Here is a 22,602-nt window from a genome sequence, read left to right as displayed (position 1 = left end):
CCGGCTGGAAACGATCCGCAGCAGTTACTCAAGCCACGAATTGCAGCCGGGCCAGCTCCGCGTACAACCCGCCTTCGGCCAGCAGACTCTCATGCGTGCCTTGCGCCACGATGCGGCCACCGTCCATCACCACGATGCGATCGGCGCGCTGCACGGTGGCGAGGCGGTGGGCGATCACCAGGGTGGTGCGGCCTTTCTCCAGCCGTTCGAGCGCCTGCTGGATCGCAGCTTCGGATTGCGCATCGAGTGACGAAGTGGCTTCGTCCAGCAACAGCAAGGGCGCATCGCGCAGGATCGCGCGGGCGATCGCGATGCGCTGGCGCTGACCGCCGGACAGGCGCACGCCGCGCTCGCCCAGTTCGGCGTCGTAGCCGCCAGCCAGCGCGCTGATGAATTCATGTGACTCGGCTGCGCGGGCCGCTTCGCGCACTTCGTCGCTGTCCGCATCCTGACGACCGAAGCGGATATTGTCGGCTGCGCTGCCGCCGAAGATCACCGTCTCCTGCGGTACCAAGGCGATCGCACCGCGCAGCTCGGGCAGAGCCAGCGCGCGCAGGTCGATTCCGTCCAGGCTGATGCGGCCGCTCTGCGGATCGTAGAAACGCAACAGCAGCGCGAACACCGTGCTCTTGCCAGCGCCGGAGGGACCGACCAGCGCCACCGTCTCGCCGGGCTGGATGGCGAGATTGAAGTCGTGCAGCGCGGGCGCATCCGGTCGGGTGGGGTAGTGGAACGCCACGTTGTCGAAGCGCAGCGCACCGCGGATCGGTCGTGGCAATGCCAGTGGCTGTGCGGGGTCGGTAATGTCCGAGCGTTCGCCGAACAGCTCGCCGATGCGCTCCATCGCACCAGCCGCACGCAGCACATCGCCCCATACCTCGCTCAAGCCCGCTACCGAGCCGGCGGCGAAGAATGCGTAAAACACGAACTGGGCCAGCACGCCGGGACTCAGCGTACGGGTCAGCACATCCTGCGCGCCAACCCACAGCACCAGCGTGATCGCGCCGAAGAACAGCACGATTACCGCTGCCGTGAGCAGCGAGCGCATGCCGATGCGTTTGCGTGCCGTGGACAGCGCACGGTTGATCGCGTTGCCGTAGCGGACACTTTCGATGTCTTCGCGCGCGTAAGCCTTCACCGCCGGCGCTGCATTGAGCGTCTCGTTGGCGATCGCGGCGGCGTCCGCCAGGCGATCCTGACTGGCACGCGAGAGTTTCTGCACGCGCCGGCCAAACACAAGGATCGGCAACATCACCGCGGGAATCACCAGGGCGGTGAGGCCGGCCAGCCGCGGGCTGGTCCATACCATCATCGCGGCGGCGCCGAGCAGCATCACCAGGCTGCGCAAAGCCACCGAGATGCCCGAGCCGATCAGCGCCTGCACCACTTCGGTATCGGTGCCCAGGCGCGAGGTCAGTTCACCAACGCGACTGCGTTCGAAGAAGCCCACATCGAGCCGGATCACGTGGGCGTAAAGCTGCGAGCGCATCGAAGCCAGCGCACGCTCGCCGAGCAGGGTGATGCAGAAATAGCGAGCCGCGGTCGCGAAGGCGAGTACCAGCGCCACGCCAAACAGGCCGAGGAAGGTGGCATTGATCGCCACCGCGCTGGAATGGCCAAACCCCTGGTCGAACATGCGCCGTATCGCCACCGGCAGCACCAGCGTCGATGCCGAGGACACGCCGAGGAACACCAGCCAGCCCAGCGCCAGCGCACGATGGGGCTTCAGAAAAGGCCATAGCTGGCGCAGGGCGCCGATGCGGCGGGCAGGGCGGGAGGTGTCGCTGGTGGCGTCGCTCATGGGCTCTCGCAGGGTGGATTGCAGATGACACCGGCCCGAGAGGACACGGCCAATGGCATTCAAGTGGGGCGCGCGGCGGCTGATTCAATCCTCCGCACCACCACCAGGCGGTTCAATCCAGACGTTTTGCCTCGCTGCGTCCGCGGCTCAGGTCGCTGACGCGCAACTGGGCCTCGATAACGCGGCTTTCCGGCAGCCGTAGCCACAGTTCCACACCATCAGTGCCGAACACTTCACGTTCGACTTCGGCCTGCAGCTCCTTCAGACGAGCCTTGAGCAGAGTCAGTCCGGCAAAGTCGCAATGCACGGCGAGCCGGCTCATCGCCACAATCGGCACCCGCTCGGCGCGGCGCAGGCATTCCGCTGCGGTACCTCCGTAGGCGCGCACCAGGCCGCCGGCGCCAAGCTTGATGCCGCCGTACCAGCGCGTCACCACGACCACGGCACGGTCGATGCCCTGGCCCTCGATCGCCTGCAGGATCGGCCGGCCGGCGGTGCCGCCGGGTTCGCCATCGTCGTTGAAGCGGTAGTCCTGGCCGATCCGCCAGGCCCAGCAGTTGTGTGTCGCAGACGGGTCGCTCACTTCACGCAGGAAGACTTGCGCCTGCTCGGTCGAATCCACTGGTGCGGCGAGTGCGAGGAAGCGGCTCTTCTTGATTTCTTCCATATGCCGGCAATGCTGGGCCAGCGTGGACAACCCTTCGCTCATGGCTTGTGCAGTTGGGCGTCAAGTTGCGCCGGCAGCTCCCATTGCGGGTGCGTTTGATGGAAGGTGGTCAGGCGCTGTCGCGCTTCATCGTCATGGCCTTGGGCGAACAGCTGCTGGATCTTGTCGAGTTCCTGCGCAGGCGTATCGGCGGGATTCGCGGCTGTCGTTTTTTCGGTGAACGTTGGTGGAGCGGGCGCTGGCATCGGTGCGGCGGCGGTTGCCTGCATGGGCATGGGGGCCAGCATGGGAGGCGGTGGTGGCGGTGCGGGTACGGGCGCAGCGGCGACTTCAGCCCGGTTGGCTTGGTTGTCCGGGGCTGTCGCTGCAGCCTCCGCTACCGGCGCTTTCGCTACCGGCTCCGATGAATAGTTTTCTGCGACGGGTTTTGCCGTGCTGCTCATGCCGGCATCGGCAAGTGGCGCAGCAGCAGCGGACGCAGTCGCTTCTGCGACTGAAGGTGGCGGTGTGCTGCGCAGCTTCATGACGCCGTTGGCCGACGTCGTTCGTGCGGCCTGCAGTCTTGCGGGTGCGGCGGCGACGGAGACATGCTCGGTCGGCTGGACGGCCTCTTGCGCAACGACCTGCTGGGCAGCCGGCGCTGATGCTGGCGGTGGCAACGGTGCGGCGGCGGCAGCAGGCGACGCCATATCGACCGGGCTGCTGGCGACAGGCCGATAGCTGGCGGCATCTGGTGTGGTTGCAGTCGACGGCATTCCGCGCATGCGCCAGGCCAAGCCGGCAACCAGCACCAGCGTGGCGGCGCTGCTCAGTGCGATCAGCCAGCGCGAACCGGGTTTTCGCCGGCTGAAGGATGGCGTTGCTGTCACGGGATCGGGCTGGTCTGAATTCGCTGCAGAATCGGGTTTCGGGCGCACCCAATCCCCGCGTTCCCGCGGCAACTTCCGGCGGTCGGTGGCCTGGACCGTGGCCGATTCGGCTGACGCCAGGGCTTGCGCAGCCGCCTGCAGCACGGCAGCGTCCAGTGCCGCGCCGGGCTCGTTCTTCGGCAACTGACGATACAGTGCCGCCAGCTCGGTTTCGCCGGGCAGCATCTCGTCAGGCTCTTGCGGTGGCAGTTGGACGGTCATTCGGACAGCACTTCGCGTAAACGATTCATGGCATAGCGCAGGCGCGATTTCACCGTCTCGCGGCCGGCACCGGTCACCTCGGCAATTTCCTCCAGGCTGAGCTCGTGCTCCAGTCGCAACAGCACGGCGGCACGTTGTTCCTCCGGCAGTTGCTCGATCGCACGCTGCAGGTTGCGACGGTGTTCGAACTCGGACAGGACATGCTCGGGCTGTGACCGCTCGGGCATCGCCACGTTGGCCAAGGCGGTTTCGGCCTCGTCACCATCGGCCGTCGGCCGCTGGCGCCGCAGACTGTCGATCATCAGGTTGTGCGCGATCTGCAGCAACCAGGTGCTGAATTTTGCCTGGGGCTGGTAGCGTGCACGGGCACTGATCACCCGACTCCAGGTTTCCTGGAACAGCTCGTCGGTGCGGTGCGGGTCGCGCACGCTGCGCAACAGGAACCGGTACAACATGCCGCGGTGACGCGCATACAGCGCCTCGAACGCAGCCAGATCGCCACGTGCATAGGCAAGCATCAGCATCGCATCGGGGTCGACCGCAGCATCCATAAGAGGCGAGGGTAAGCCAAATCGCTCGCCGCCGGGTAGGTTGTGACGCGCGAATTCCGACGATCTGTCCTCGGATGCCATACGGCGTTGCTTGCGCCTGGGGTGGCTGTCCGGGTCGGAAGGTGCCGGATCACTGATCCGCAGACAAGTGGCTCCAGCCCCGGTGCGTGGCAGCGACTGGGGGATGACTGCAAGCGGGGGAATAGCCTGCAGCCACGGTCGCTGTACACGCATCGGGGCTGGAAATTTCAACGCGATGACGTGTTGCGATGAGCCTGTTCATGCAACCGGGTTTTCGTGTTCACAGAGTGGTTTCCTTCGATTCGTGAGAGATGAAACGCAGGCCCGATGCAAACAGGGTTAATCGTTACGCGTGTGGCGCGGTAGCATGGCGATCTCGGCAAGGCTTACTGGAACGACATGATCAACAACGACGTACTGCGCGCCATCCGCTACATGCTCGACCTCAGCGATGGCAAGGTGGTGGAGATCACCCAGCTGGCGGACGCGAATTTCCCGATCGCGAAGGAGGACGTGCAGGCGTTCCTGAAGAAGGACGAGGAACCGGGTTACGTCGAGTGCAGCAACAAGGTGCTGGCGCACTTCCTCGACGGCCTGGTGTTTTACCGTCGCGGTCGCGACGAAAGCCTGCCGCCACGGCCGGTGGAGAAGCGCGTCACCAACAACGTGGTGCTGAAGAAGTTGCGCGTGGCATTCGAGCTGAAGGATGTGGACATGCACCAGATCCTTGAAAGTGCCGGTTTCCCGGTTTCCAAGCCGGAGCTAAGCGCGTTGTTCCGTCAGCCCGACCACAAGAATTTCAAGTTGTGCGGCGATCAGCTGCTGCGGAATTTTCTGAAGGGGTTGACGATGCGGGTGCGCGGGGCTGGCTGAGATAAGAGAGAGCCGATCCACTTTTTAGATGTCTACTTTATCGGTCGGGAGCGGACGCCTAATAACCCTAGTGCGACCCCACGTCAGGGTGCTCGACGTCGCCGTTCCCATTTGCCGTCCGTTGAGCATTTTTTCGCTCATTTGAAGTTTTCGTATTCGCTTCGACAGCTTTCAGCGCACCGGGAGACATTTGCACAACAATGTAGTTGTCCCGCTCGGGGCTGCCTGTCGATCCATGAATGGCTTGCGCGGTCAATCCCTTGCACGGTTTCGTAGATTTTGTTGCGCTTCCGTTTGAATCTATGCACGTGTAGGTGGTTTGCGCATGCGCAGCTGGAAACACGATCAATGATCCAAGCAGCAGAACGAAGTGACGACGCATTCGAAGGTCTCCCCTGGTTCGTTTTCGCGACGAGCTTGCGAAGCGATGGATTCGCTCGCAAATCTCGTGAGTAGAGTCTAGACATTCATGCATCACCCTGCGAGCCATGCCGACCATTGCTGTCAGATGCTGTCAGCAATGGTGCCAGCAAGATGCTCTGCACGGTGGGTTTCGTCCAGGTCTGCGGGCATCATGGGTGCACTGTTCTCCCGCCGCGGCTGCGCTCATGTCATCACGTTCCACCCTTGCTCCGGTCGCGCTCGCGGTCGGCATGCTGTTGATCAGCATGGTCTCGTATCAATGTGGCGCGTCGCTGGCCAAGCACCTGTTTCCGAAGGTCGGTGCGCAGGGTGCTACTGCCTATCGACTGGGGCTCAGCGCGCTGCTCCTGCTGCTGTGGCGGCGGCCGTGGCGGCGGTCGGGCAGCCAGCGCGACTGGCGCGTGCTATGGGGCTATGGCCTCTCGATGGGCGCGATGAACCTGGTGTTCTACATGTCGTTGCGCACGATCCCGCTGGGCATCGCGGTGGCGCTGGAATTCACCGGGCCGCTGGCGCTGGCGTTGTTCGGTTCGCGTCGGTTGCTCGACTTCGTCTGGATCGCGCTGGTCGTTGCCGGGCTGGCCCTGTTGCTGCCGCTACGCGGACAAGTGCAGGCACTCGATCCGGTGGGCGTGATGTACGCGCTGGCCGCCGGCGTGGGCTGGGCGTTGTACATCGTGCTGGGGAAGAAGGCGGGAGCGGTCTACGGCGCGGACGCGGTGACGCTGGGCACTTCGATCGGTGCCTTGCTGGCGATCCCGTTCGGCATCGCGCACGCCGGCAGCGCATTGTTGTCGCCCGCGTTGTTGCCGTATGCGCTGGGCGTGGCGGTGCTGAGCTCGGCCCTGCCGTATTCGCTGGAGATGGTCGCGCTGACCCGCTTGCCGGCGCGCACGTTCAGCACTTTGCTGAGCCTGGAGCCGGCCATCGCCGCGTTGGCCGGTGTGGCGTTGCTGGGCGAGCAGCTCAGCCTGCTGCAGTGGCTGGCCATCGTGACGATCATCGTGGCGGCGGCGGGTACCGCGTTGAGCGTGCGTCGCCCGATGCTGACCGAGCCGCTGGCGAACTGAGAGTCACCAACTAAAGACTGAACGATAGCTGCAGGAGCGCTATACGCCTTGCACGGCAGCGAGGATGCGCCCGGCAAACTCAGAGAACATGTTCCGGATGCTTGTCGCAGGTGAAAGTGCCCGGTGGTTGTCCTTGCCAGTGGGCGTCAGCTCCAGCGCCGCTGCGCTGTAGAGCTGGCGTTCTACCAGTCGTTCGCAAAGGATCTGATACCTGCGGGCGTATGAGGCGTCGCGAAACTCCTCGAATACGGGAAAGTGCGGTTCATCGCAGCGCACGGACCGCATGGAGGCATCGCATTCTTCGAGAAGCATCAGCCACGCCAGAAATGGCGGTCGCGGATCCGACTGGATCACCGGGTTCAACAGTGCCGGCGCGTATTCCCGTACTTCGTTCCGGTTTCTGGGTATGCCGCCATAGGCGCCGTGATGATGCGCTACCCAGAGATCGGCAGCCGATCCGATGACTTCTTCACTGCGGTTGTTGAAGTTGTTTCCGAACGAGCCGACCTGCGATTTGAACTCGAAAACACCAAGCAATCTCTTCTCGTGGACGACCAGTACATCCCAGCTCTTGGTCGCACGAAAGAAGCCAGGGAGGACCACCTTGGACTTGCGTACATGCACGGTATCGGCAGCTAGGCCGCAGTGCGTCACGACCGCACGCACGACTTCGATGAAGCCATCCATGTTCTTGCCGCCAACGACCGCTGCGCGCCCGCCTTCGTGTGCTGCATTGACGGTGCCGCTGTTACGTGAATGCCAGAAGGTATGAACCGCTTGGCGAGTGAGTTCGTCGAACTATGGCGGAAGCAGGCTGATGGTCACTGGAGTAATCCCTTTCCAACGCGTGCCACATCGGCGATTTGCCGTGTTCGCAGAGCTTCCGCAGTGCTTAATCCATACAATTCGAATACCGGCGCATCGACTTCATCCTGGATCTTCGTCATGGTTGCGGCGATCAGGCGTTCGCGCACGCAATCGTCGACATTATGCCAGTGGGGCAGGCGGATCCTGCGCAGATACTGCGCCTGGAACCGCAGAAAACCTCCGGCCATGCGAGTGCAATAAGTTGCCACGACCATCAGCGTCAGCGATGAGCGAAGCACAGTCTGAAGTGCTCGCAAATCCCATTCGCTTGAGGTGATGAAGTAGAGATTGTGATGCGGGTAGTAGCGTCCTTCATCCATGACGAAGACACCTTCGCCCTTGATGTCCGGCACCAGAAGCTTGGGCATCTCCAGCAGACCTGGCTGGATGCGATCGATCGTCCGATACCAGCCTTCCGGGTTGCGTTGTGCCACATGACGGCTTGTCACGCTGTCGCGATGTGCGTGGAGATAGCGTTTGAAGCGGGGAAACGATTCAAGTGGAACGAGCTGTCCCGATTCATCGAACGGGTTCAACACCGCCTTGCCGCCCCAGCGGATATTACCGTCTACGAGGTCGCGCGCCATCACCAGTGGCAGCTTGCGTTCCGGTTCGACGGGCAGGGCATCCATGGCATCGATGAAAACACGGTCGCAGCCGGTTGCCACGCCAATGCCAACCTTGCAGCCGGCCTGTTCAAGTGTCGGAAGCGCGTGCTCAATGCGACGAAGCAGCACAAGTCGTGGGATGTCATCCAGCAATAGTGGTGCCGAGCCCACGGCATCCAGCTTGAACTCCGAGACAGCACCGGACGAATTTGAAGGATCAAGCAAGGCATCTACCAGCAACGGCAGCGATTGGGCGACGACGACGTCGGACCCGGCGGCACGGGTGGATTGTCGGGTCGCGAGTTCAGGTATGGCGCGTTGGAAAATGGTGATGGCGGGATAGGCAATGACCTCCGAATGGAAGGCGTCGGTGACCTCCATATCGATGAAGTATTTCAGCCAGTAGCCATTCGTGATCTTTTCCCGAAGCGGGCCACCATAACGGTTCTTGAGCCAGCGATTGGCGCAGATATAGCCGAGTACTCCGTCCTCATTGAGCAAGTCCAGAGCACGTTCGAAAAACGGTATATACAAATCGGCCCGGTCGTAGAGTGTACGGAAACGGCGTCGGTATTCGTTCAGCAGTGCGGCAGGAATTCGCTCCTGGCGGACATAGGGTGGATTGCCAATGACAAAGTCGAACGATCCATCCAATGGCGTTAGCAGGAAATCGTCGCGGATTAGCCATGACGTGCACAGGGCATCGGCATCGCGTGGGCAGAGACCTTGCTGTGTGAGCTGATCAACGAGCCGCTGACTGGTCAGGTCGAATGTCGACTGATGCAGTTCCACCGCGGTGATGGCGTTGCGCAGATTTTTCACGGCTGTTGCGGGTGTGCCGCCGTCGCGCACAAAAGCTGACCATAAGCGTCGTGCAGCACGGAGTAGAAAGTCGCCAGCGCCAAACGAAGGTTCTAGCAGGCGCAACCCATGCAGCGGACGATCAGATTGATATCCGGCAAGATCAAGGATTGCATCGACCACTTCCGGACGTGTGAAAATGGCGCCACGGTCTGTCTCGCCATGTCCGGCCATGTGCGAAATGGCCGCCTCAATTTCAGGCGCCCTTTCGGCATGGTCAAACAAGTCAAACGAAAGATTCATGGACGCCATGGTGACGGGGAGGTTGAGGGGTGTCCAGCATGAGACGAATGCTGCCACTTTGGCAGGATGCTGTCTCAAGTTTTAAGCGGTAGTGCATCAATGCTCCGTTTCGTCCGCTGTGCTCACCGTCGCCTTGCGTTCCTGCTTGCCCCAGCCCACCGATGGTCCGCGAATAGCTGTCCACACCGAGCGCACCACCACGTAATACATCAGCTGGCGGTAGCCGAAGCGTTGCAGCACGAGCCACCACAGCAGGCTCCATTTCTCCTTCTTCTCCATCGCGAAGGCGAGCGCGGCGGCGGCGAGGTCCACCGCCATGAAGGCGGCATAGAAGATCAGCATCCTGATCAGGTTCTCGTCGTTGAACTGGCCGCGATGCTGCAGGTAGTCGAGGCTGGTGGAAATGATCTGCCACACCAGCACCAGATCGACCAGTGGCGATACCACCGAGAAAATGATCTGGAACAGCCATACCTGCGGCAGTGCGACCATGCCGAGCGCGCCATAGCGCGGGCGGAAGATTGCGTCGTGGTGTTTCCACAGGCACTGCAGGGTGCCGTAGGCCCAGCGGAAGCGCTGGCGGGCGAGTCCACCGGCAGTATCCGGCGCTTCTGTCCAGGCGATCGCCTCACTGTCGAACAAGGTATGGTAGCCGGCTTTCTGCACGGCGAGAGTGAGGTCCTGATCCTCGGCCAGTGTATCGGCCGGGAAGCCGCCGAGCTGTTCCAGCACCTCGCGCCGCCAGGCGCCGACGGCACCTGGCACTACGGTGATCGCGCCCAGTGCGGCCAGCGCGCGGCGCTCCAGGTTCTGCGCGGTGATGTATTCCAGTGCCTGCCACAGGGTGATCAGGTTGACCCGGTTGCCGACCTTGGCGTTGCCGGCCACGGCGCCGACCCTGGGATCGAGGAACCAGCGCACCAGCCGCGGAATCGTGTCTGGCTCGAACTGGGTGTCTGCGTCCAGCGCTACCACGACGGCGCCTTTCGATTCGTGCAGCGCGGTGTTGACCGCGTGTGCCTTGCCGCCGTTCGGGATGGTGAGCAGCCGCACACGCGGTTCATGCGCGTAGTGTTCGCTGACTACCTCCGAGGTGGCGTCGGTAGAGCCGTCATCGACCACGATCACTTCGAGGTTCGCGTAGCGGCTCCTGAGGATCTGGCGGATCGAGCTGGCGATCACCTTCTCCTCGTTGTAGGCGGGGATCAGCACCGATACCAGCGGCGGGTCGCTGCCCAGCACTGGCAGCGTGCGGCGCCGTTCGCGTACCAGATTGACGAGAGCGAGACCGCCGAGCAGCAGCAGCCGGGCCACGCCGAGCGAAATGGCAGACAGCAACAGCCAGCTGGTCAGGTGTCCGAACATGCCCAGGGTCATGAACACCGAGCGGTCGGCCCAGCGCGACAGCGAACCGGGCGGCAGCGGTGGCATGGTCTGGTCGCGGCTGAGGCCAGCCAGCGTCGACACGGTGACGAAGTCGTAACCCTCGGCACGCAGCCCGTCGATGATGCGCGGCAGCGCTGCCAGCGTCTGCGAGCGCTCGCCGCCGCCATCGTGCAGCAACACTACCTGGCCTTTGCGGTCCGGGTTGGTGGTGGCGATCTGGGTCAGCACGCTGTTGACGATCTGGTCCGCCGGCGGACGCTGCCAGTCGTTCGGGTCGATGTGCAGGCCTACCGAGATGTAGCCCATCTGCTGGGCGATCTGGATCGGCACCAGCTCGTCCGCCGTGGTCGGTTCGGCGTCGCCGAAGTAGGGTGCACGGAACAGTCGCAGTGAGCGGCCGGTCAGCGCCTCGAACAGGCGCTGGGTAGCGTTGAGCTCCAGTGCCACGATCCCGGGCGGACTCTCGCCCAGGTTGGGGTGGGTAAAGGTATGGTTGCCGACGTCGTGGCCCTCGTTGACCTCGCGCTGCACCAGCTTCGGCGACATCTCGGCGTTCTCGCCGATGATGAAGAACGTCGCCGGCACATGTTTGGCCTTGAGGATGTCGAGGACCTGCGGCGTCCACTCCGGGTCGGGGCCATCGTCGAAAGTCAGCGCGATCTTGTGGGGCAGCGTGCCGGCGCGCTGGATCACATAGGAGGTGGGCAGGCTGGTGTAGCCCTCGTCATCGATGCTGCCGTCGTCCTTGTCCACGTCGACGGTACGTGTGCCCGGTGCGGGCTGCGAGGCGATCTCGAGCACCTCGCCCTGGCCTTCGATATCGATGTCCTCGCCCTGGCCGATCGTGTGCAGCTGGTCCGGTGCCGGTGCTCCGTAGTTGCGGCCCAGCACCGACCAGGTCGACGGGTCCTCCGAACCCAGTCGCCACAGCGCATAGCCGTAGGGCTTGTAGTCGTCGGCGGTGTGGATTTCGTTGTACGCAGTCACGCCGTCGAGGAACCAGACCTGGTGCCTGGTGCCATCGTCTTCGCTGTACGAAAAGTGTGGGTTCTGCGTGTCCGGGTCGAAGGCGATGTCGGCCTGCGCATCGGACGCACGGTCCATCGCATCCTGGAAGGTGAGCGCTTCGGCGTTCTGTCCGGGCGACCAGTCATAGCCGTAACTGCCGATCGCCACGATGGTCTGGTCCGGATCGAGCACCTTCATGCGCTTGTCGAGCGTGCGTTCGAACCAGTCATGGCCGGCGATGCTGCCCGGGTTCTTGCCGGCCCAGTGTTCGTCGTAGGCCATCAGCAGTTCGAAGTCGACGATGTCGGCGTAGCCTTTGTAGTCCCACGAGGCGTCGTCGAAGGGCACGGTCAGCACGATGCCCCAGTTGTGCGGATCGAACGCATCGTTGAGTTCGTTGAGAAAGGCCTTGAGGTTCTTTTGCGCGTTCTCCGGGACTTCCTCGAAGTCCACCGTCACGCCCTGGAGGTGGTTGGCGGCAACGAACGCAACGATCTGCGTGATGCGTTCCTGGCGCATTGCTGGATTCGCCAGCATGCGAGCCAGACCCTTGCCGTCCCAGTTGCTGTCCACGGCGTTCTGCAGCAGGGGCAGGATCGGGGTGGAGGGTTTCTGTGTGCGGATCAGGTCCAGTGCCTTGGCGTCGATGCTGGCATGCAGCGCCATGTCCGGGCCGCTCAGGCTCATCCAGGTGGGGATCACCCAGTCCAGCGTGGGCAGTCCGCGCTTCAGCGACGCATAGCTGCTGTCATCCCAGTTGACGTAGAAACCGATCACCAGCGGCCGCCCGGCCGGCTTGTCCAGTGACGGTGGTGGTGGAGTGCGTGGCGCGTTGCCCTTGCCGGCATGTGTGCGTGACGGATGCAGCAGTTTCTGCCGGGCGCGCACTTCGGCGGCCAGTTTCGCAGCTGGCTTGAGCAGTTCCGGTGCTGCGGCCTTTACCCCGGTCAATGCATGCCGTGTTACGCCAAGGTGCAGCCCGACCATGCTCGGTCCGACGAACAGGCTGATCGCACACACCACCACGAACAGCGTGCTGACCACGCCGGCAAGCAGCGCCAGTCGCGAGACATGGCTGGCCCGTCGGCCGGTGGGGTCGAAGAAGATCGGCTTTTTTTGCATGCGTGTGCGGATTTGGCAGGTGCGGCGGTTTGGCAGTTTGCACGGAACCGCTTAACCGCGCAGCAGCGAGTCACGATGATACGGGATCGCAGCAGGGGCAGGCCGCCCGTCGGTCTAGTGCACGGGCATAATGCGATCCACTTTCCTGCGGGCTGTGCCGATGACTCTGAATGTACTGCTTGCGCTGAGCCTGCTGGCGATGCTGCTGGCGTTGCTGAGGTGGCGGCGTTGCAGCCGTGCGCTGATCGCGCTGGCCTTGATCCTGTTGCTGGCAGTTGGTTGCGGCCCGGTGCCGACGTGGTTGCTGACACGACTGCAATCAGCTTATGCGGTGCAGGCACCGGTCACCTGGGGACAGCGCAATGTGATCGTGCTGCTGGGTGCGGGCACGGTTCGCGTGGTGGACACCGGTCATGTGGAGGCAAGTCTGTATGCCTACGGGCGCATCAACAGGGCCGCGGCGCTGTATCGCGCCTGCCGGCAGAGTGGCCAGTCGTGCAAGGTCGAAGTGAGCGGCGGTGACGCGCGCGCGCTGGGCAATCCGGAAGCCGCGATCTACAGCGAACAATTGCAGCGGCTAGGTGTCGATGCTGCGGATCTGCTGCTGGAATCACGCAGCATGAATACCTGGCAGAACGCACAGTTCAGTGCCCCATTGCTGAAGGCTTACGGTGCGGATCGCGTGCTGCTGGTGTCGTCGGCCTACCATCTGCGTCGCGGCATGCTGTACTTCACGCATTTCGGCATCCCGGCCACGCCGGTGCGGGCCGAATATGTGAGCGGTATCGGCTCATGGGAGCCGTTGTCATACAACTTCGCCATGACGGATCTGGCCCTGCACGAATACGGCGGCATCGCGCAGTACCGCGTGTACGAGGCCATGGGCTGGAACGTGCGCGCAACAAAACCTGGCGCACTGTAGTCGTGGAGGTTATCTCTCGCGCATCACCATCAAACGGATTTCGGTCATGTCCTCGATCGCGTAGCGCACGCCCTCGCGGCCAAGCCCGGACAGCTTGATGCCGCCGTAGGGCATGTTGTCGACGCGGAAGCTGGGGATGTCGTTGACGATCACGCCGCCCTGTTCCAGTTCGTTCCAGGCACGCATCGCATGATCGAGGCTGTCGGTGAAGACGCCAGCCTGCAGGCCGTAGTCGGAATCGTTGACCAGCGCGATCGCGTCGCTGAATTTCTTGAACGGGGCGAGCAGGGCGAATGGGCCGAAGACTTCCTGGCGGTTGGCCCTGGCGCTGAGAGGCACGTCTTCCATCAAGGTGGCTTCGAGCATGTTGCCGCTGCGCTTGCCACCGCAGAGGACCTTGCCGCCGGCCTTCTTCGCTTCGTGGATCCAGTCATGCAGGCGTTCGGCGGCGGCCTCGTCGATCATCGGGCCGAGGAATACGTCTTTCTGTTTCGGATCGCCGGCCTTGAGCTTCTTCGTGGCGGCGACCAGCTTCTTCTTCAATGCATCGTAGATGTCCGCATGGGCATAGATGCGCTGCACGCCGATACAGCTCTGGCCGGACTGGTAGAACGCGCCGAAGATCAGCCGCTCGACCACATGATCGAGATGAGGCTTCTGATCCGCATCGACGATGCAGGCGGCATTGCCGCCCAGTTCCAGCACGACCTTCTTGCGGCCTGCACGTGCCTTGAGATCCCAGCCGATCTGGCCGCCGGTGAACGAGAGCAGCTTGAAGCGTTCGTCCTCGACCAGCGGGCTGGCGTGTTTGCCGTCCAGCGTAAGGATCGAGAACGCACCCTTTGGCAGATCGGTCTCGGCCAGCACCTCGCCGATGATCAGCGCGCCGATCGGGGTTTTCTCCGACGGCTTCAGCACGAACGGGCAGCCGGCGGCGATCGCTGGCGCCACCTTGTGCGCGACCAGGTTCAGCGGGAAGTTGAACGGGGTGATGAACGACACCGGCCCCAGCGGTACGCGTTTGGTGTAGCCGTGGTAACCGTCGAGGCGCGAGGCCAGTTCCAGGTTCAGCGTCTCGCCATTGATGCGCACGGCCTCTTCGGCGGCGATCCGGAACGTCTCGATCAGGCGGGTCACTTCACCAGCAGCATCCTTGATCGGCTTGCCGGCCTCGATGCACAGCGCCTCGGCCAGCTCGTCGCGGCGCTCGGCAAAGCGTTGCGCGCAGTGCTGCAAAACTGCCTGACGTGCCCACGGTTTGAACGCGCGCATCGGTGCGGTGGCCTTGACGGCGGCGACGATCGCCTTTTCGGTAGCCTTTGCATCCGGTACCGCGACTCGCGTGGCGATCTTGCCGCTGTACTTGTCCAGCACGACCAGGTCGGTATTCGGCTGTTGCGGCTGGTTGGCGAGATAGTAGGGATAGGTTTTCTTGAGCATCGTGGCGACCATGGAAACAGGTTGCCGGACAGCATAGACGGGCGGCATGTTCAGCATTCGTGACAGGCGATCAGTCCGGAATCCTTGTGCAAGCCGGGATGCAGCACGATGGCGGCACGCGCGTACACTGGCGCTCTCGACTCGGTCCACTCAGGGTGATTTCCATGCCTCTATTCGGTTTCGTTGTGGTACTGATTTTTCTCGGTTTCAGCGGCCTGCGCGTGCTGCAGCAATACCAGCGCGGCCTGGTGTTCCGGCTCGGTCGCTACAGCGCCACCCGCGAGCCGGGCCTGACCTGGATCATCCCCGTCATCGAACGGATGCAGGTCGTCGATGTGCGCGTGATGACCCAGGACATCGAGCCGCAGGAGACCATGACCAATGACAACGTGCCGGTGAAGGTGCGTGCGGTGGTCTGGTACAAGGTGATCAATCCGGAACGGGCGATCGTGCAGGTGGCGAACTTCGAGGATGCGGTACGTCAGACCGCACTCACCAGCCTGCGCAGCGTAATGGGCCAGCATTCGCTGGACGAGCTGCTGAAGGAACAGGAGAAGCTGTCCAGCATGCTCGGCGAGATCATCGACAAGGTCACCGAGCCGTGGGGTGTCGAAGTCGATCGTGTGCAGATCAAGGATGTGGAGATCCCGCAGTCCATGCAGCGCGCGATGGCACAGGAAGCCGAGGCGCATCGCGAGAAGCGTGCCCGCATCATCAAGGCCGAAGCCGAGCACGATGCTGCGCTGAAACTCACCGAAGCGGCCGCCAAGATGGCGCATATGCCGATGGCGATGGAGCTGCGCCGCATGCAGATGCTGACCGAGGTCGGCGCGGAGCAGAACACGATGACCATCGTGATGATGCCGTCGGAATTCGTCAGCGCAGCCAGTGCGCTGGTGCGGCTGGCTGACAAGGCGACGGGCGGCGGCGATTGAGGGGATGTGAGTCACTGACAGGCGACATTTAATTTTCCCCGTCCCGTTTGATGGCCGCTCACAGCTTGACATCCATGTTCCCGCCAGCTCAACAGCCGCCACAGATGCAACAACCTATTGTGACGAGCCCGCCGCCGTCATCGACAGCAGCCCCGTATGTTATTTATCACCAAGGATTTGTAGCGCCACGGTTCACTGTATTGAGGATAAATAAATGACGTTCAAATTCCGAAAGACGGGACTAATATACGTATGTGTTTTTGCGATAATTTGTGCATTTTTAGCGATTATTGGAATTAGACAAAGCGGATTCAATGAAGATAATCTTGTTTTTATTTTTGGTGTCGTTTTTAATATAGTGTTAGCTTTTATTGATCGTGTCATTTGTATGGATTTGGTGGTCAACGATAACGGAATTTCTAGGATTTTTTTTGGAAGGTCAGTATTATTTTTGAAATGGTCAGATATCAAGGTAATCAAAGATGTTGTAAGAAAAGGTCTAAGTGCCGAGCCTGCCAGGTCTTTTTTTATTATTCCTCGTGATGGAGTCTCGCTGAGCTTCTGGTCCAGCGGATGGATAAGATTCCCCGCCAGCATGCATGATTTTCGTGTGTTTGTGGATGTGATGAACACACAGGTTCGATCCCATGATATTAGGATCGAGCGCATTCGCGGCATCGATATCGTGATGTGCGATGGTATTTTAGTGAGCGATTCAATAAGAGGCTGGTGATAAGGTGAGTTTAAGGGGATGGAGGTAATCAAACGTCAATCCTTCGCCTTTGATCAGTGATAGTTCGCGCACTAGCCGAAGATGGCTGTCAAGCCTCGTCGATTATTTGTCAAGCACTCGCAGCCTGAGTTCGCCATCGCTCACGCGGGCATTGACGGTGTCGCCCTCGCTGACAGCGGCGACCGAGCGCACTACCTGTCCCGCCTCGTCGAACAGGATCGCGTAGCCGCGTTCCAGTGTGGCCAGCGGGCTTATCGCATGCAGCGCATGACCTGCATGACGTAGTGCGGTCTGCTGGCGTTCCAGCGTGTAAGTGATCGCGCGGCGCAGGCGTTGGTCCTGCTCGGCCAGCCGACGTGCCAGCAACGACAGTTGCGTGCGCGGATGCTGTGCCAGCAGGCGCGCATGCAGCCGTTCCAACCGGGTTTGTCGCAGTTGGCTCTGTTCGCGCAGCACGGCACCCAGGCGGTGTTGCAGATGCAGCAGGCGTTCGCGGTCGCGGGCCAGTCGTGCCTGCGGTCGCTGGGTCTGCAGTCGCACCAGCAGGTGATCGACGCGTTGCGACTGTGCCTGCAACCGGCGTTGCTGCAAGGTGACCATGCGTTGCTGCAGTTGCTGCAGATGACGGCCGACCGCTACCGCATCGGGCACCAGCAGTTCGGCCGCGGCCGAGGGTGTGGGTGCACGCAGGTCGGCGACGAAGTCGGCGATGCTGAAGTCGATCTCGTGGCCGACGGCGGAAACCACCGGTACAGCGCTGGCGTGGATCGCCCGTGCCACCGTCTCGTCGTTGAACGCCCACAGGTCTTCCAGCGAGCCGCCGCCGCGGGTCAGCAGCAGCACGTCGTAGCGGCCACTGGCCGAGGCCTTGCGCAGCATCGCGGCAATCGCTGGGGGCGCCTCGCGACCTTGCACCGGCACCGGCAACACCTCGACATCGGCCAACGGCCAGCGCCGGCCAAGCACGCTCAGCACATCGCGCACGGCGGCGCCGGTGGCCGAGGTGATCACGCCGATGCGCCGCGCGTAACGGGGCAGCGGGCGCTTGCGCGCCTGCGCAAACAGACCTTCGGCATCAAGCCGCGCCTTGAGCTGTTCGAATTCACGCTGCAATGCGCCTTCGCCAGCCGGCTCCATGCTTTCGGCGACCAGCTGGAACTCGCCGCGTGGTTCGTACAGGCCAACCTTGGCACGCAACAGCACCTGCATGCCGTCGACCGGACGGAAGCGCAGCATGCCGGCCTTTGGCTTGAACATCGCGCAACGCACCTGCGCACCGTTGTCCTTCAGGGTGAAGTACAGGTGGCCGGAAGCCGGTTTCGCCACATTCGACAGCTCGCCCTCGATCCATACCAGCGGAAACACATCGCCCAGCAGATCGCGCACCAGCCGGTTGAGCGAGCTGGGGGTCAGTATGTGGCGTGGCGTCTCGTCGAACGGCGCATGCATAAGGGATACGAGCCTAGCATGCTGACAGTATCAAGTCGTGAGAAAACATCCGCTTGACGCGGAAAGTGCATGAACAGCTTCAAGCAGTGAAATCGGGATGCGCGGTCACGGCCTGCTGCAGGCGTTTGACGCCAAAGATGGCTACTCCGGATTGGCCCGGAACCAGACTGCCAGCATCGTGGGACCGATGGGCCATGAGCGATCAGGCATGCCGCGGCGGGCACAGAGATGCACTTGGTGGCCGGTTGTGGTCATCGCAGGCGCCAGCATCCCGGAGCTTCTGGCATGATCCGAACCATGCCGATCGAGCACCGTTACAGCGACACCGATGCCTGTGCACGCTACCTCGCCGACGAGCTGGGCCCGGATCTGCGCATCGCTGCTCCGCTGGGTCTGGGCAAACCACACGGTCTGCTCAATGCGCTGTACCAGCTGACCCGGAACGAACCGACCCGATCGTTGCGTCTGTATACGGCGCTTTCACTGACGCAGCCACAACCGGCACCGGGGCTGGAACAGCGTTTCCTCGGTCCGTTTCTCGAGCGGCATTTCGGTGCCGACCAGATCGATCCGCAGTACGCGCTGGATGAGGCGCGCGATGCGTTGCCTGGAAACGTCGAAGTACATGAGTTCTACCTGCAGTCCGGTGCGCTGCTGCATTCGACGCGAGCCCAGCGCAATTACATCAGCCAGAACTACACCCACGTCGCCCGTGATCTGGCGGTGCAGGAGATCAACCTGCTGGTGCAACTGGTGGCGCGGCGCGAGGGGCCGGACGGCGTGCACTACAGCCTGTCGTGCAATCCGGATCTCACGCTGGATTTCCTCAGCCAGGTGCAGACCGCAGGCAGGCAGCGGCCGTTGTGCGTGGCAGTCGTGCATCCGGATCTGCCCTACATGAGCGGTGCCGCCGAGGTGGCGGAAGCGTATTTCGATGTGGAGCTGTGCCCGCAGGAATCGCCGCGGTTGTTCATGCTGCCGCGGCTGCCGGTCGATCTGGCGGAATACGCGCTGGGCCTGCATGCCAGTGCGCTGGTCAGAGATGGCGGTTGCCTGCAGATCGGCATCGGTGCTCTGTCCGACGCGCTGGTCAAGGCATTGCTGCTGCGCCAGCACGACAATACGCAATGGCGACGCGCCCTGGTGGCGCTGGATCCACGCGGTGTCACCCACGCACTGGCTGGACGTACGGGAGGCCTGGCGCCGTTCCAGACCGGTCTGTACGGCGCCAGCGAAATGGTGATGGATGGCTTCATGCACTTGCAGCGTGGCGGCATCCTGAAGCGGCGCAGCTGGGACAATCTTGCGCTGGAGCGTGCTTCCGCCAACGGTCGGCTGAATCAGTCCACGCCGGGCGGCCACTACCTGCGCGGTGCGTTCTTCCTCGGCTCGCAGGAACTGTACGACTGGCTCGACGCCACCGAGGCCGCCGATCCGGATGCGATCGACATGTGCCCGGTCTCCAACGTCAACCAGCTGTATGGCGATCATCAGGCGCTGGCGATGCTGCAGCGGCGCGGTGCGCGTTTCTTCAATACGTGCATGATGGCGACCCTGCTCGGCGCGGCGGTGTCCGATACGCTTGAAGACGGCGCGGTGGTCAGTGGCGTCGGCGGCCAGTACAACTTCGTGGCGATGGCGCATGAATTGCCCGATGGCCGCTCGGCGCTGCTGTTGCGTGCGACGCGCAGCACCCGCGGCGGCATCGAAAGCAATATCCGCTGGAGCTACGGCCAGACCACCATTCCGCGTCATCTGCGCGACTTCATCATCACCGAGTACGGTGTCGCCGACCTGCGCGGCAAGAGCGACAGCGAATGCATCGAGGCGATGCTGTCGATCAGCGATGCGCGTTTTCTCGACGCGTTGTGTGCCGAAGCGAAAGCACACGGCAAGCTGGCGGCGGATTTCGCGATACCGGAAGCCTGGCGTCGGCACCATCCACGACACCTGCATGAGGCGCTGGCGCCGATGCAGCAGAAAGGCCTGTTCCCGGCTTTTCCGTTCGGCAGCGACTTCACCGAAATCGAGCAGCTGCTGCTGCCCGCCCTGAACTGGCTGAAGTCCACCAGCAGCACGTGGCTCGGCAAATTCCGCCTGCTGCGTGCCGTCTGCCGGCCCGGTCCGGTGGCTGCAGGCGAGGCCGAAGCCCTGGCGCGGATGGGACTGACAGCGCCGCGCACGCTCGCCGATCGCGTGCAGCGTCGCCTGCTGCAGACAGCACTGCGACGCTGAAGCGGTCACACCGGTTCGGTTATCCTTGCAGCTTCGCCGCCCCGTTGTTGCCGCTGTACGATCCGGTCACGTTCGCCATGAATGAAACAGCTTCCTCCTCCCCACGTCTGGCCGAGCCCGCCTTGCGCCGTCCCAGCGTGGGCGTGCAGATCGGCAAGGTAAAAGTAGGCGGCGGTGCACCGATCGTGGTGCAGTCGATGACCAATACCGACACCGAAGATCCGGCCAGCACTGCCAAACAGATTGCCGAGCTGGCCCGCGCCGGCTCCGAGCTGGTGCGCATCACGGTGAATACGCCGGCTGCGGCGGCGGCGGTGCCGCGCATCGCCGAACGCCTGGCGATGATGGGCGTGGAGGTGCCGATCATCGGCGACTTCCACTACAACGGCCATCAGCTGCTGGAGCGCGAACCGGCCTGCGCCGAGGCGCTGGCGAAGTACCGCATCAATCCGGGCAATGTCGGTTTCGGCAAGAAGAAGGACAGCCAGTTCGGCGCGATCATCGAGATGGCGCTGCGCTACAACAAGCCAGTGCGCATCGGTGCCAACTGGGGTTCGCTCGACCAGAGCATGGTCACCACGCTGATGGACGAGAACCACCAGCGCGCCCAGCCGTGGGATGCGTCGCATGTGGCGCGCGAGGCATTGATCCGTTCGGCATTGGATTCCGCCGCGCGCGCCGAAGAGATCGGCCTGGCGCGTGATCGCATCATCCTGTCGTGCAAGGTTTCCGGTGTGCAGGAACTGATCGCGGTGTATCGCGACCTCGCCGCGCGATGCGACTACGCGCTGCATCTGGGCCTCACCGAAGCCGGCATGGGTTCCAAGGGCATCACCGCATCGAGCGCCGCACTGGCGGTGCTGCTGCAGGAAGGCATCGGCGACACCATCCGCATCTCGCTGACACCGGAGCCGGGTGCGTCGCGGACCGGTGAAGTGATCGTGGCGCAGGAACTGTTGCAGACGATGGGTCTGCGTTCGTTCACTCCACTGGTTACCGCTTGCCCGGGTTGTGGTCGCACCACCAGCGAGTTCTTCCAGGAACTGGCCAAGACCGTGCAGGAACACGTGCGCGAGCAGATGCCGCTGTGGCGGGTGAAGTACGACGGCGTGGAGAACCTCACGCTGGCGGTGATGGGCTGCATCGTCAACGGTCCAGGTGAATCCAAGCACGCCAATATCGGCATCTCGTTGCCGGGCAACGGCGAGGCACCGGCAGCACCGGTGTTCATCGACGGTGAGAAGGCGATGACCTTGCGCGGCGACAACATCGCCAACGAATTCGTGGGCATCCTGGACGACTATGTCGCCCGCAAATACACGGTGCGAGCTGGCTGAAGCTTCTGTCACACTGTCTTCGTGGTCGGTGCTTCAAACTTTCGCCTGTCCACGACGAAGCGTGGCGTGAATGCCGCGTGCGAGACCCCTCGCCGGAGCCTTGCCGTGAAGATCAGTCCCCAGTTTCGCATCGCCTTTTACTACGTGGTGTTGTCCGCGCTATGGATCTGGTTTTCCGATCGCGCGCTGAATGCCCTGGTGCATGGCCAGGCCGAACTCACCATCCTGCAAAGCGTCAAGGGTGGAGTGTTCGTATTGTTCACCGGCATCGTGCTGTACTGGATGATCGGTCGCGACATGCGCCGCCTCAATGCCGCCAACCAGTTGCTGCTGGATGGGCACGAGCAGACTTTGCGCGTGCTGGTTTCGGCGATGGATATCCGGCACAGGGAAACCGGCGATCACTCCGATCGGGTGATGCGCGTGGCAGGCGGGCTGGCCCGGTTGGCCGGGGTGCATGGCCACGCACTGCGCAACCTTGCCCTGGGTGCGCTGCTGCACGATATCGGCAAGCTGGCCATGCCCGATGCGGTGCTGGTCAAGCCGGGCCGGCTGGATGATGAGGAAATGGCGGTAATGCGCCAGCACCCACGGCTAGGCTTCGAGCTGCTGCAGCGGGTGGATTTTCTGCGTGATGCGGCCGATATTCCTTATAGCCACCATGAGCGCTGGGACGGGACTGGCTACCCACAGGGCTTGCGTGGCGACGAGATTCCACTGGCCGCGCGCATCTTCAGCGTGGTCGACGTATGGGATGCCCTCATCACGGCACGCGTGTACAAGCCGGCATGGCCCGAAGCGGAAGTGCTGGATTACCTGCGCAACGCCGCTGGCAGCCAGCTCGATCCGAATCTGGTGGCCCTGTTCCTTGGGCATTACGACGTACTCAAGAAACTGGGTGAGACTGACGCCAACTAGAT

The 22,602-nt window shown here is 62.7% G+C and carries 16 protein-coding genes and 1 pseudogene; 8 read left to right on the top strand and 9 right to left on the bottom strand.

The features are described from left to right. Positions 1–28: 28 nt before the first annotated feature. The 4 genes from B0E51_RS14030 to B0E51_RS14015 all read right to left on the bottom strand — a co-directional run bounded on the left by B0E51_RS14030 (position 29) and on the right by B0E51_RS14015 (position 4,149). On the bottom strand, positions 29–1,801 hold the full coding sequence (locus B0E51_RS14030; RefSeq protein ID WP_077445487.1) for an ABC transporter transmembrane domain-containing protein: 1,773 nt from the start codon (positions 1,799–1,801) through the stop codon (positions 29–31). A gap of 112 nt (positions 1,802–1,913) precedes the next feature. Beyond that, complete coding sequence (locus B0E51_RS14025) at positions 1,914–2,510, bottom strand: YigZ family protein (protein ID WP_077445486.1); 597 nt, start codon at positions 2,508–2,510, stop codon at positions 1,914–1,916. Further along, positions 2,507–3,598: a hypothetical protein gene (locus B0E51_RS14020; protein WP_077445485.1), complete on the bottom strand. Its 1,092-nt coding sequence runs from the start codon at positions 3,596–3,598 to the stop codon at positions 2,507–2,509. The genes B0E51_RS14025 and B0E51_RS14020 overlap by 4 nt, the downstream gene beginning before the upstream one ends. After that, the gene (locus B0E51_RS14015; protein ID WP_077445484.1) at positions 3,595–4,149 is read right to left on the bottom strand and encodes an RNA polymerase sigma factor; all 555 of its coding nucleotides are present in this window, start codon (positions 4,147–4,149) and stop codon (positions 3,595–3,597) included. The genes B0E51_RS14020 and B0E51_RS14015 overlap by 4 nt, the downstream gene beginning before the upstream one ends. Positions 4,150–4,569: 420 nt before the next feature. Between B0E51_RS14015 and B0E51_RS14010 the strand changes: the two genes are divergently transcribed. Then, positions 4,570–5,043 (top strand): DUF1456 family protein, encoded by a 474-nt coding sequence (locus B0E51_RS14010; protein WP_077445483.1) that lies wholly within the window; start codon positions 4,570–4,572, stop codon positions 5,041–5,043. Between the two features lie 608 nt (positions 5,044–5,651). Continuing rightward, positions 5,652–6,536 (top strand): EamA family transporter, encoded by an 885-nt coding sequence (locus tag B0E51_RS14005; RefSeq protein ID WP_077445482.1) that lies wholly within the window; start codon positions 5,652–5,654, stop codon positions 6,534–6,536. Between the two features lie 39 nt (positions 6,537–6,575). Here B0E51_RS14005 and B0E51_RS14000 read toward each other — a convergent pair. The 3 genes and pseudogenes from B0E51_RS14000 to B0E51_RS13990 form a co-directional block, all read right to left on the bottom strand. Further along, a pseudogene (locus B0E51_RS14000) lies at positions 6,576–7,256 on the bottom strand (PaeR7I family type II restriction endonuclease); the annotation flags it as partial. Positions 7,257–7,357: 101 nt separating this feature from the next. Then, complete coding sequence (locus B0E51_RS13995; protein ID WP_077445565.1) at positions 7,358–9,115, bottom strand: Eco57I restriction-modification methylase domain-containing protein; 1,758 nt, start codon at positions 9,113–9,115, stop codon at positions 7,358–7,360. A gap of 96 nt (positions 9,116–9,211) precedes the next feature. Further along, a complete protein-coding gene (locus tag B0E51_RS13990) occupies positions 9,212–12,631 on the bottom strand; it encodes a glycosyltransferase (RefSeq protein ID WP_077445480.1) in 3,420 nt (1,139 codons plus the stop codon). Positions 12,632–12,791: 160 nt separating this feature from the next. Here B0E51_RS13990 and B0E51_RS13985 point away from each other — a divergent pair, with 160 nt between their 5' ends. Next, positions 12,792–13,553, top strand: a complete 762-nt coding sequence (locus B0E51_RS13985; protein WP_077445479.1) for a YdcF family protein — start codon at positions 12,792–12,794, stop codon at positions 13,551–13,553. A gap of 9 nt (positions 13,554–13,562) precedes the next feature. On the opposite strand, the gene B0E51_RS13980 is transcribed toward B0E51_RS13985, so the two are convergent. Next, a complete protein-coding gene (locus B0E51_RS13980; RefSeq protein WP_077445564.1) occupies positions 13,563–14,993 on the bottom strand; it encodes an aldehyde dehydrogenase family protein in 1,431 nt (476 codons plus the stop codon). A 164-nt stretch (positions 14,994–15,157) separates the two neighbouring features. Between B0E51_RS13980 and B0E51_RS13975 the strand changes: the two genes are divergently transcribed. Together B0E51_RS13975 and B0E51_RS19320 are read left to right on the top strand one after the other, a co-directional pair. Further along, the gene (locus B0E51_RS13975) at positions 15,158–15,928 is read left to right on the top strand and encodes a slipin family protein (protein WP_077445563.1); all 771 of its coding nucleotides are present in this window, start codon (positions 15,158–15,160) and stop codon (positions 15,926–15,928) included. Positions 15,929–16,142: 214 nt separating this feature from the next. Continuing rightward, positions 16,143–16,661, top strand: coding sequence for a hypothetical protein (locus tag B0E51_RS19320; protein WP_143525932.1), 519 nt, complete (start codon positions 16,143–16,145; stop codon positions 16,659–16,661). A gap of 102 nt (positions 16,662–16,763) precedes the next feature. On the opposite strand, the gene xseA is transcribed toward B0E51_RS19320, so the two are convergent. Then, positions 16,764–18,110 (bottom strand): exodeoxyribonuclease VII large subunit, encoded by a 1,347-nt coding sequence (gene xseA / locus B0E51_RS13970; RefSeq protein WP_077445478.1) that lies wholly within the window; start codon positions 18,108–18,110, stop codon positions 16,764–16,766. Positions 18,111–18,395: 285 nt separating this feature from the next. On the opposite strand from xseA, the gene B0E51_RS13960 reads away from it, so the two are divergent. The 3 genes from B0E51_RS13960 to B0E51_RS13950 all read left to right on the top strand — a co-directional run bounded on the left by B0E51_RS13960 (position 18,396) and on the right by B0E51_RS13950 (position 22,600). Next, a complete protein-coding gene (locus tag B0E51_RS13960) occupies positions 18,396–20,345 on the top strand; it encodes an acetyl-CoA hydrolase/transferase C-terminal domain-containing protein (RefSeq protein ID WP_077445476.1) in 1,950 nt (649 codons plus the stop codon). A 77-nt stretch (positions 20,346–20,422) separates the two neighbouring features. Then, on the top strand, positions 20,423–21,682 hold the full coding sequence (ispG, locus tag B0E51_RS13955) for a flavodoxin-dependent (E)-4-hydroxy-3-methylbut-2-enyl-diphosphate synthase (protein ID WP_077445562.1): 1,260 nt from the start codon (positions 20,423–20,425) through the stop codon (positions 21,680–21,682). A 105-nt stretch (positions 21,683–21,787) separates the two neighbouring features. Next, positions 21,788–22,600 (top strand): HD domain-containing phosphohydrolase, encoded by an 813-nt coding sequence (locus B0E51_RS13950; protein WP_077445475.1) that lies wholly within the window; start codon positions 21,788–21,790, stop codon positions 22,598–22,600. The last annotated feature ends 2 nt before the right edge of the window (positions 22,601–22,602 follow it).

It is taken from the genome of Rhodanobacter sp. C05 (assembly GCF_002001165.1).
GTDB lineage: Bacteria > Pseudomonadota > Gammaproteobacteria > Xanthomonadales > Rhodanobacteraceae > Rhodanobacter.
This window is presented reverse-complemented; position numbering and strand designations above follow the sequence as displayed.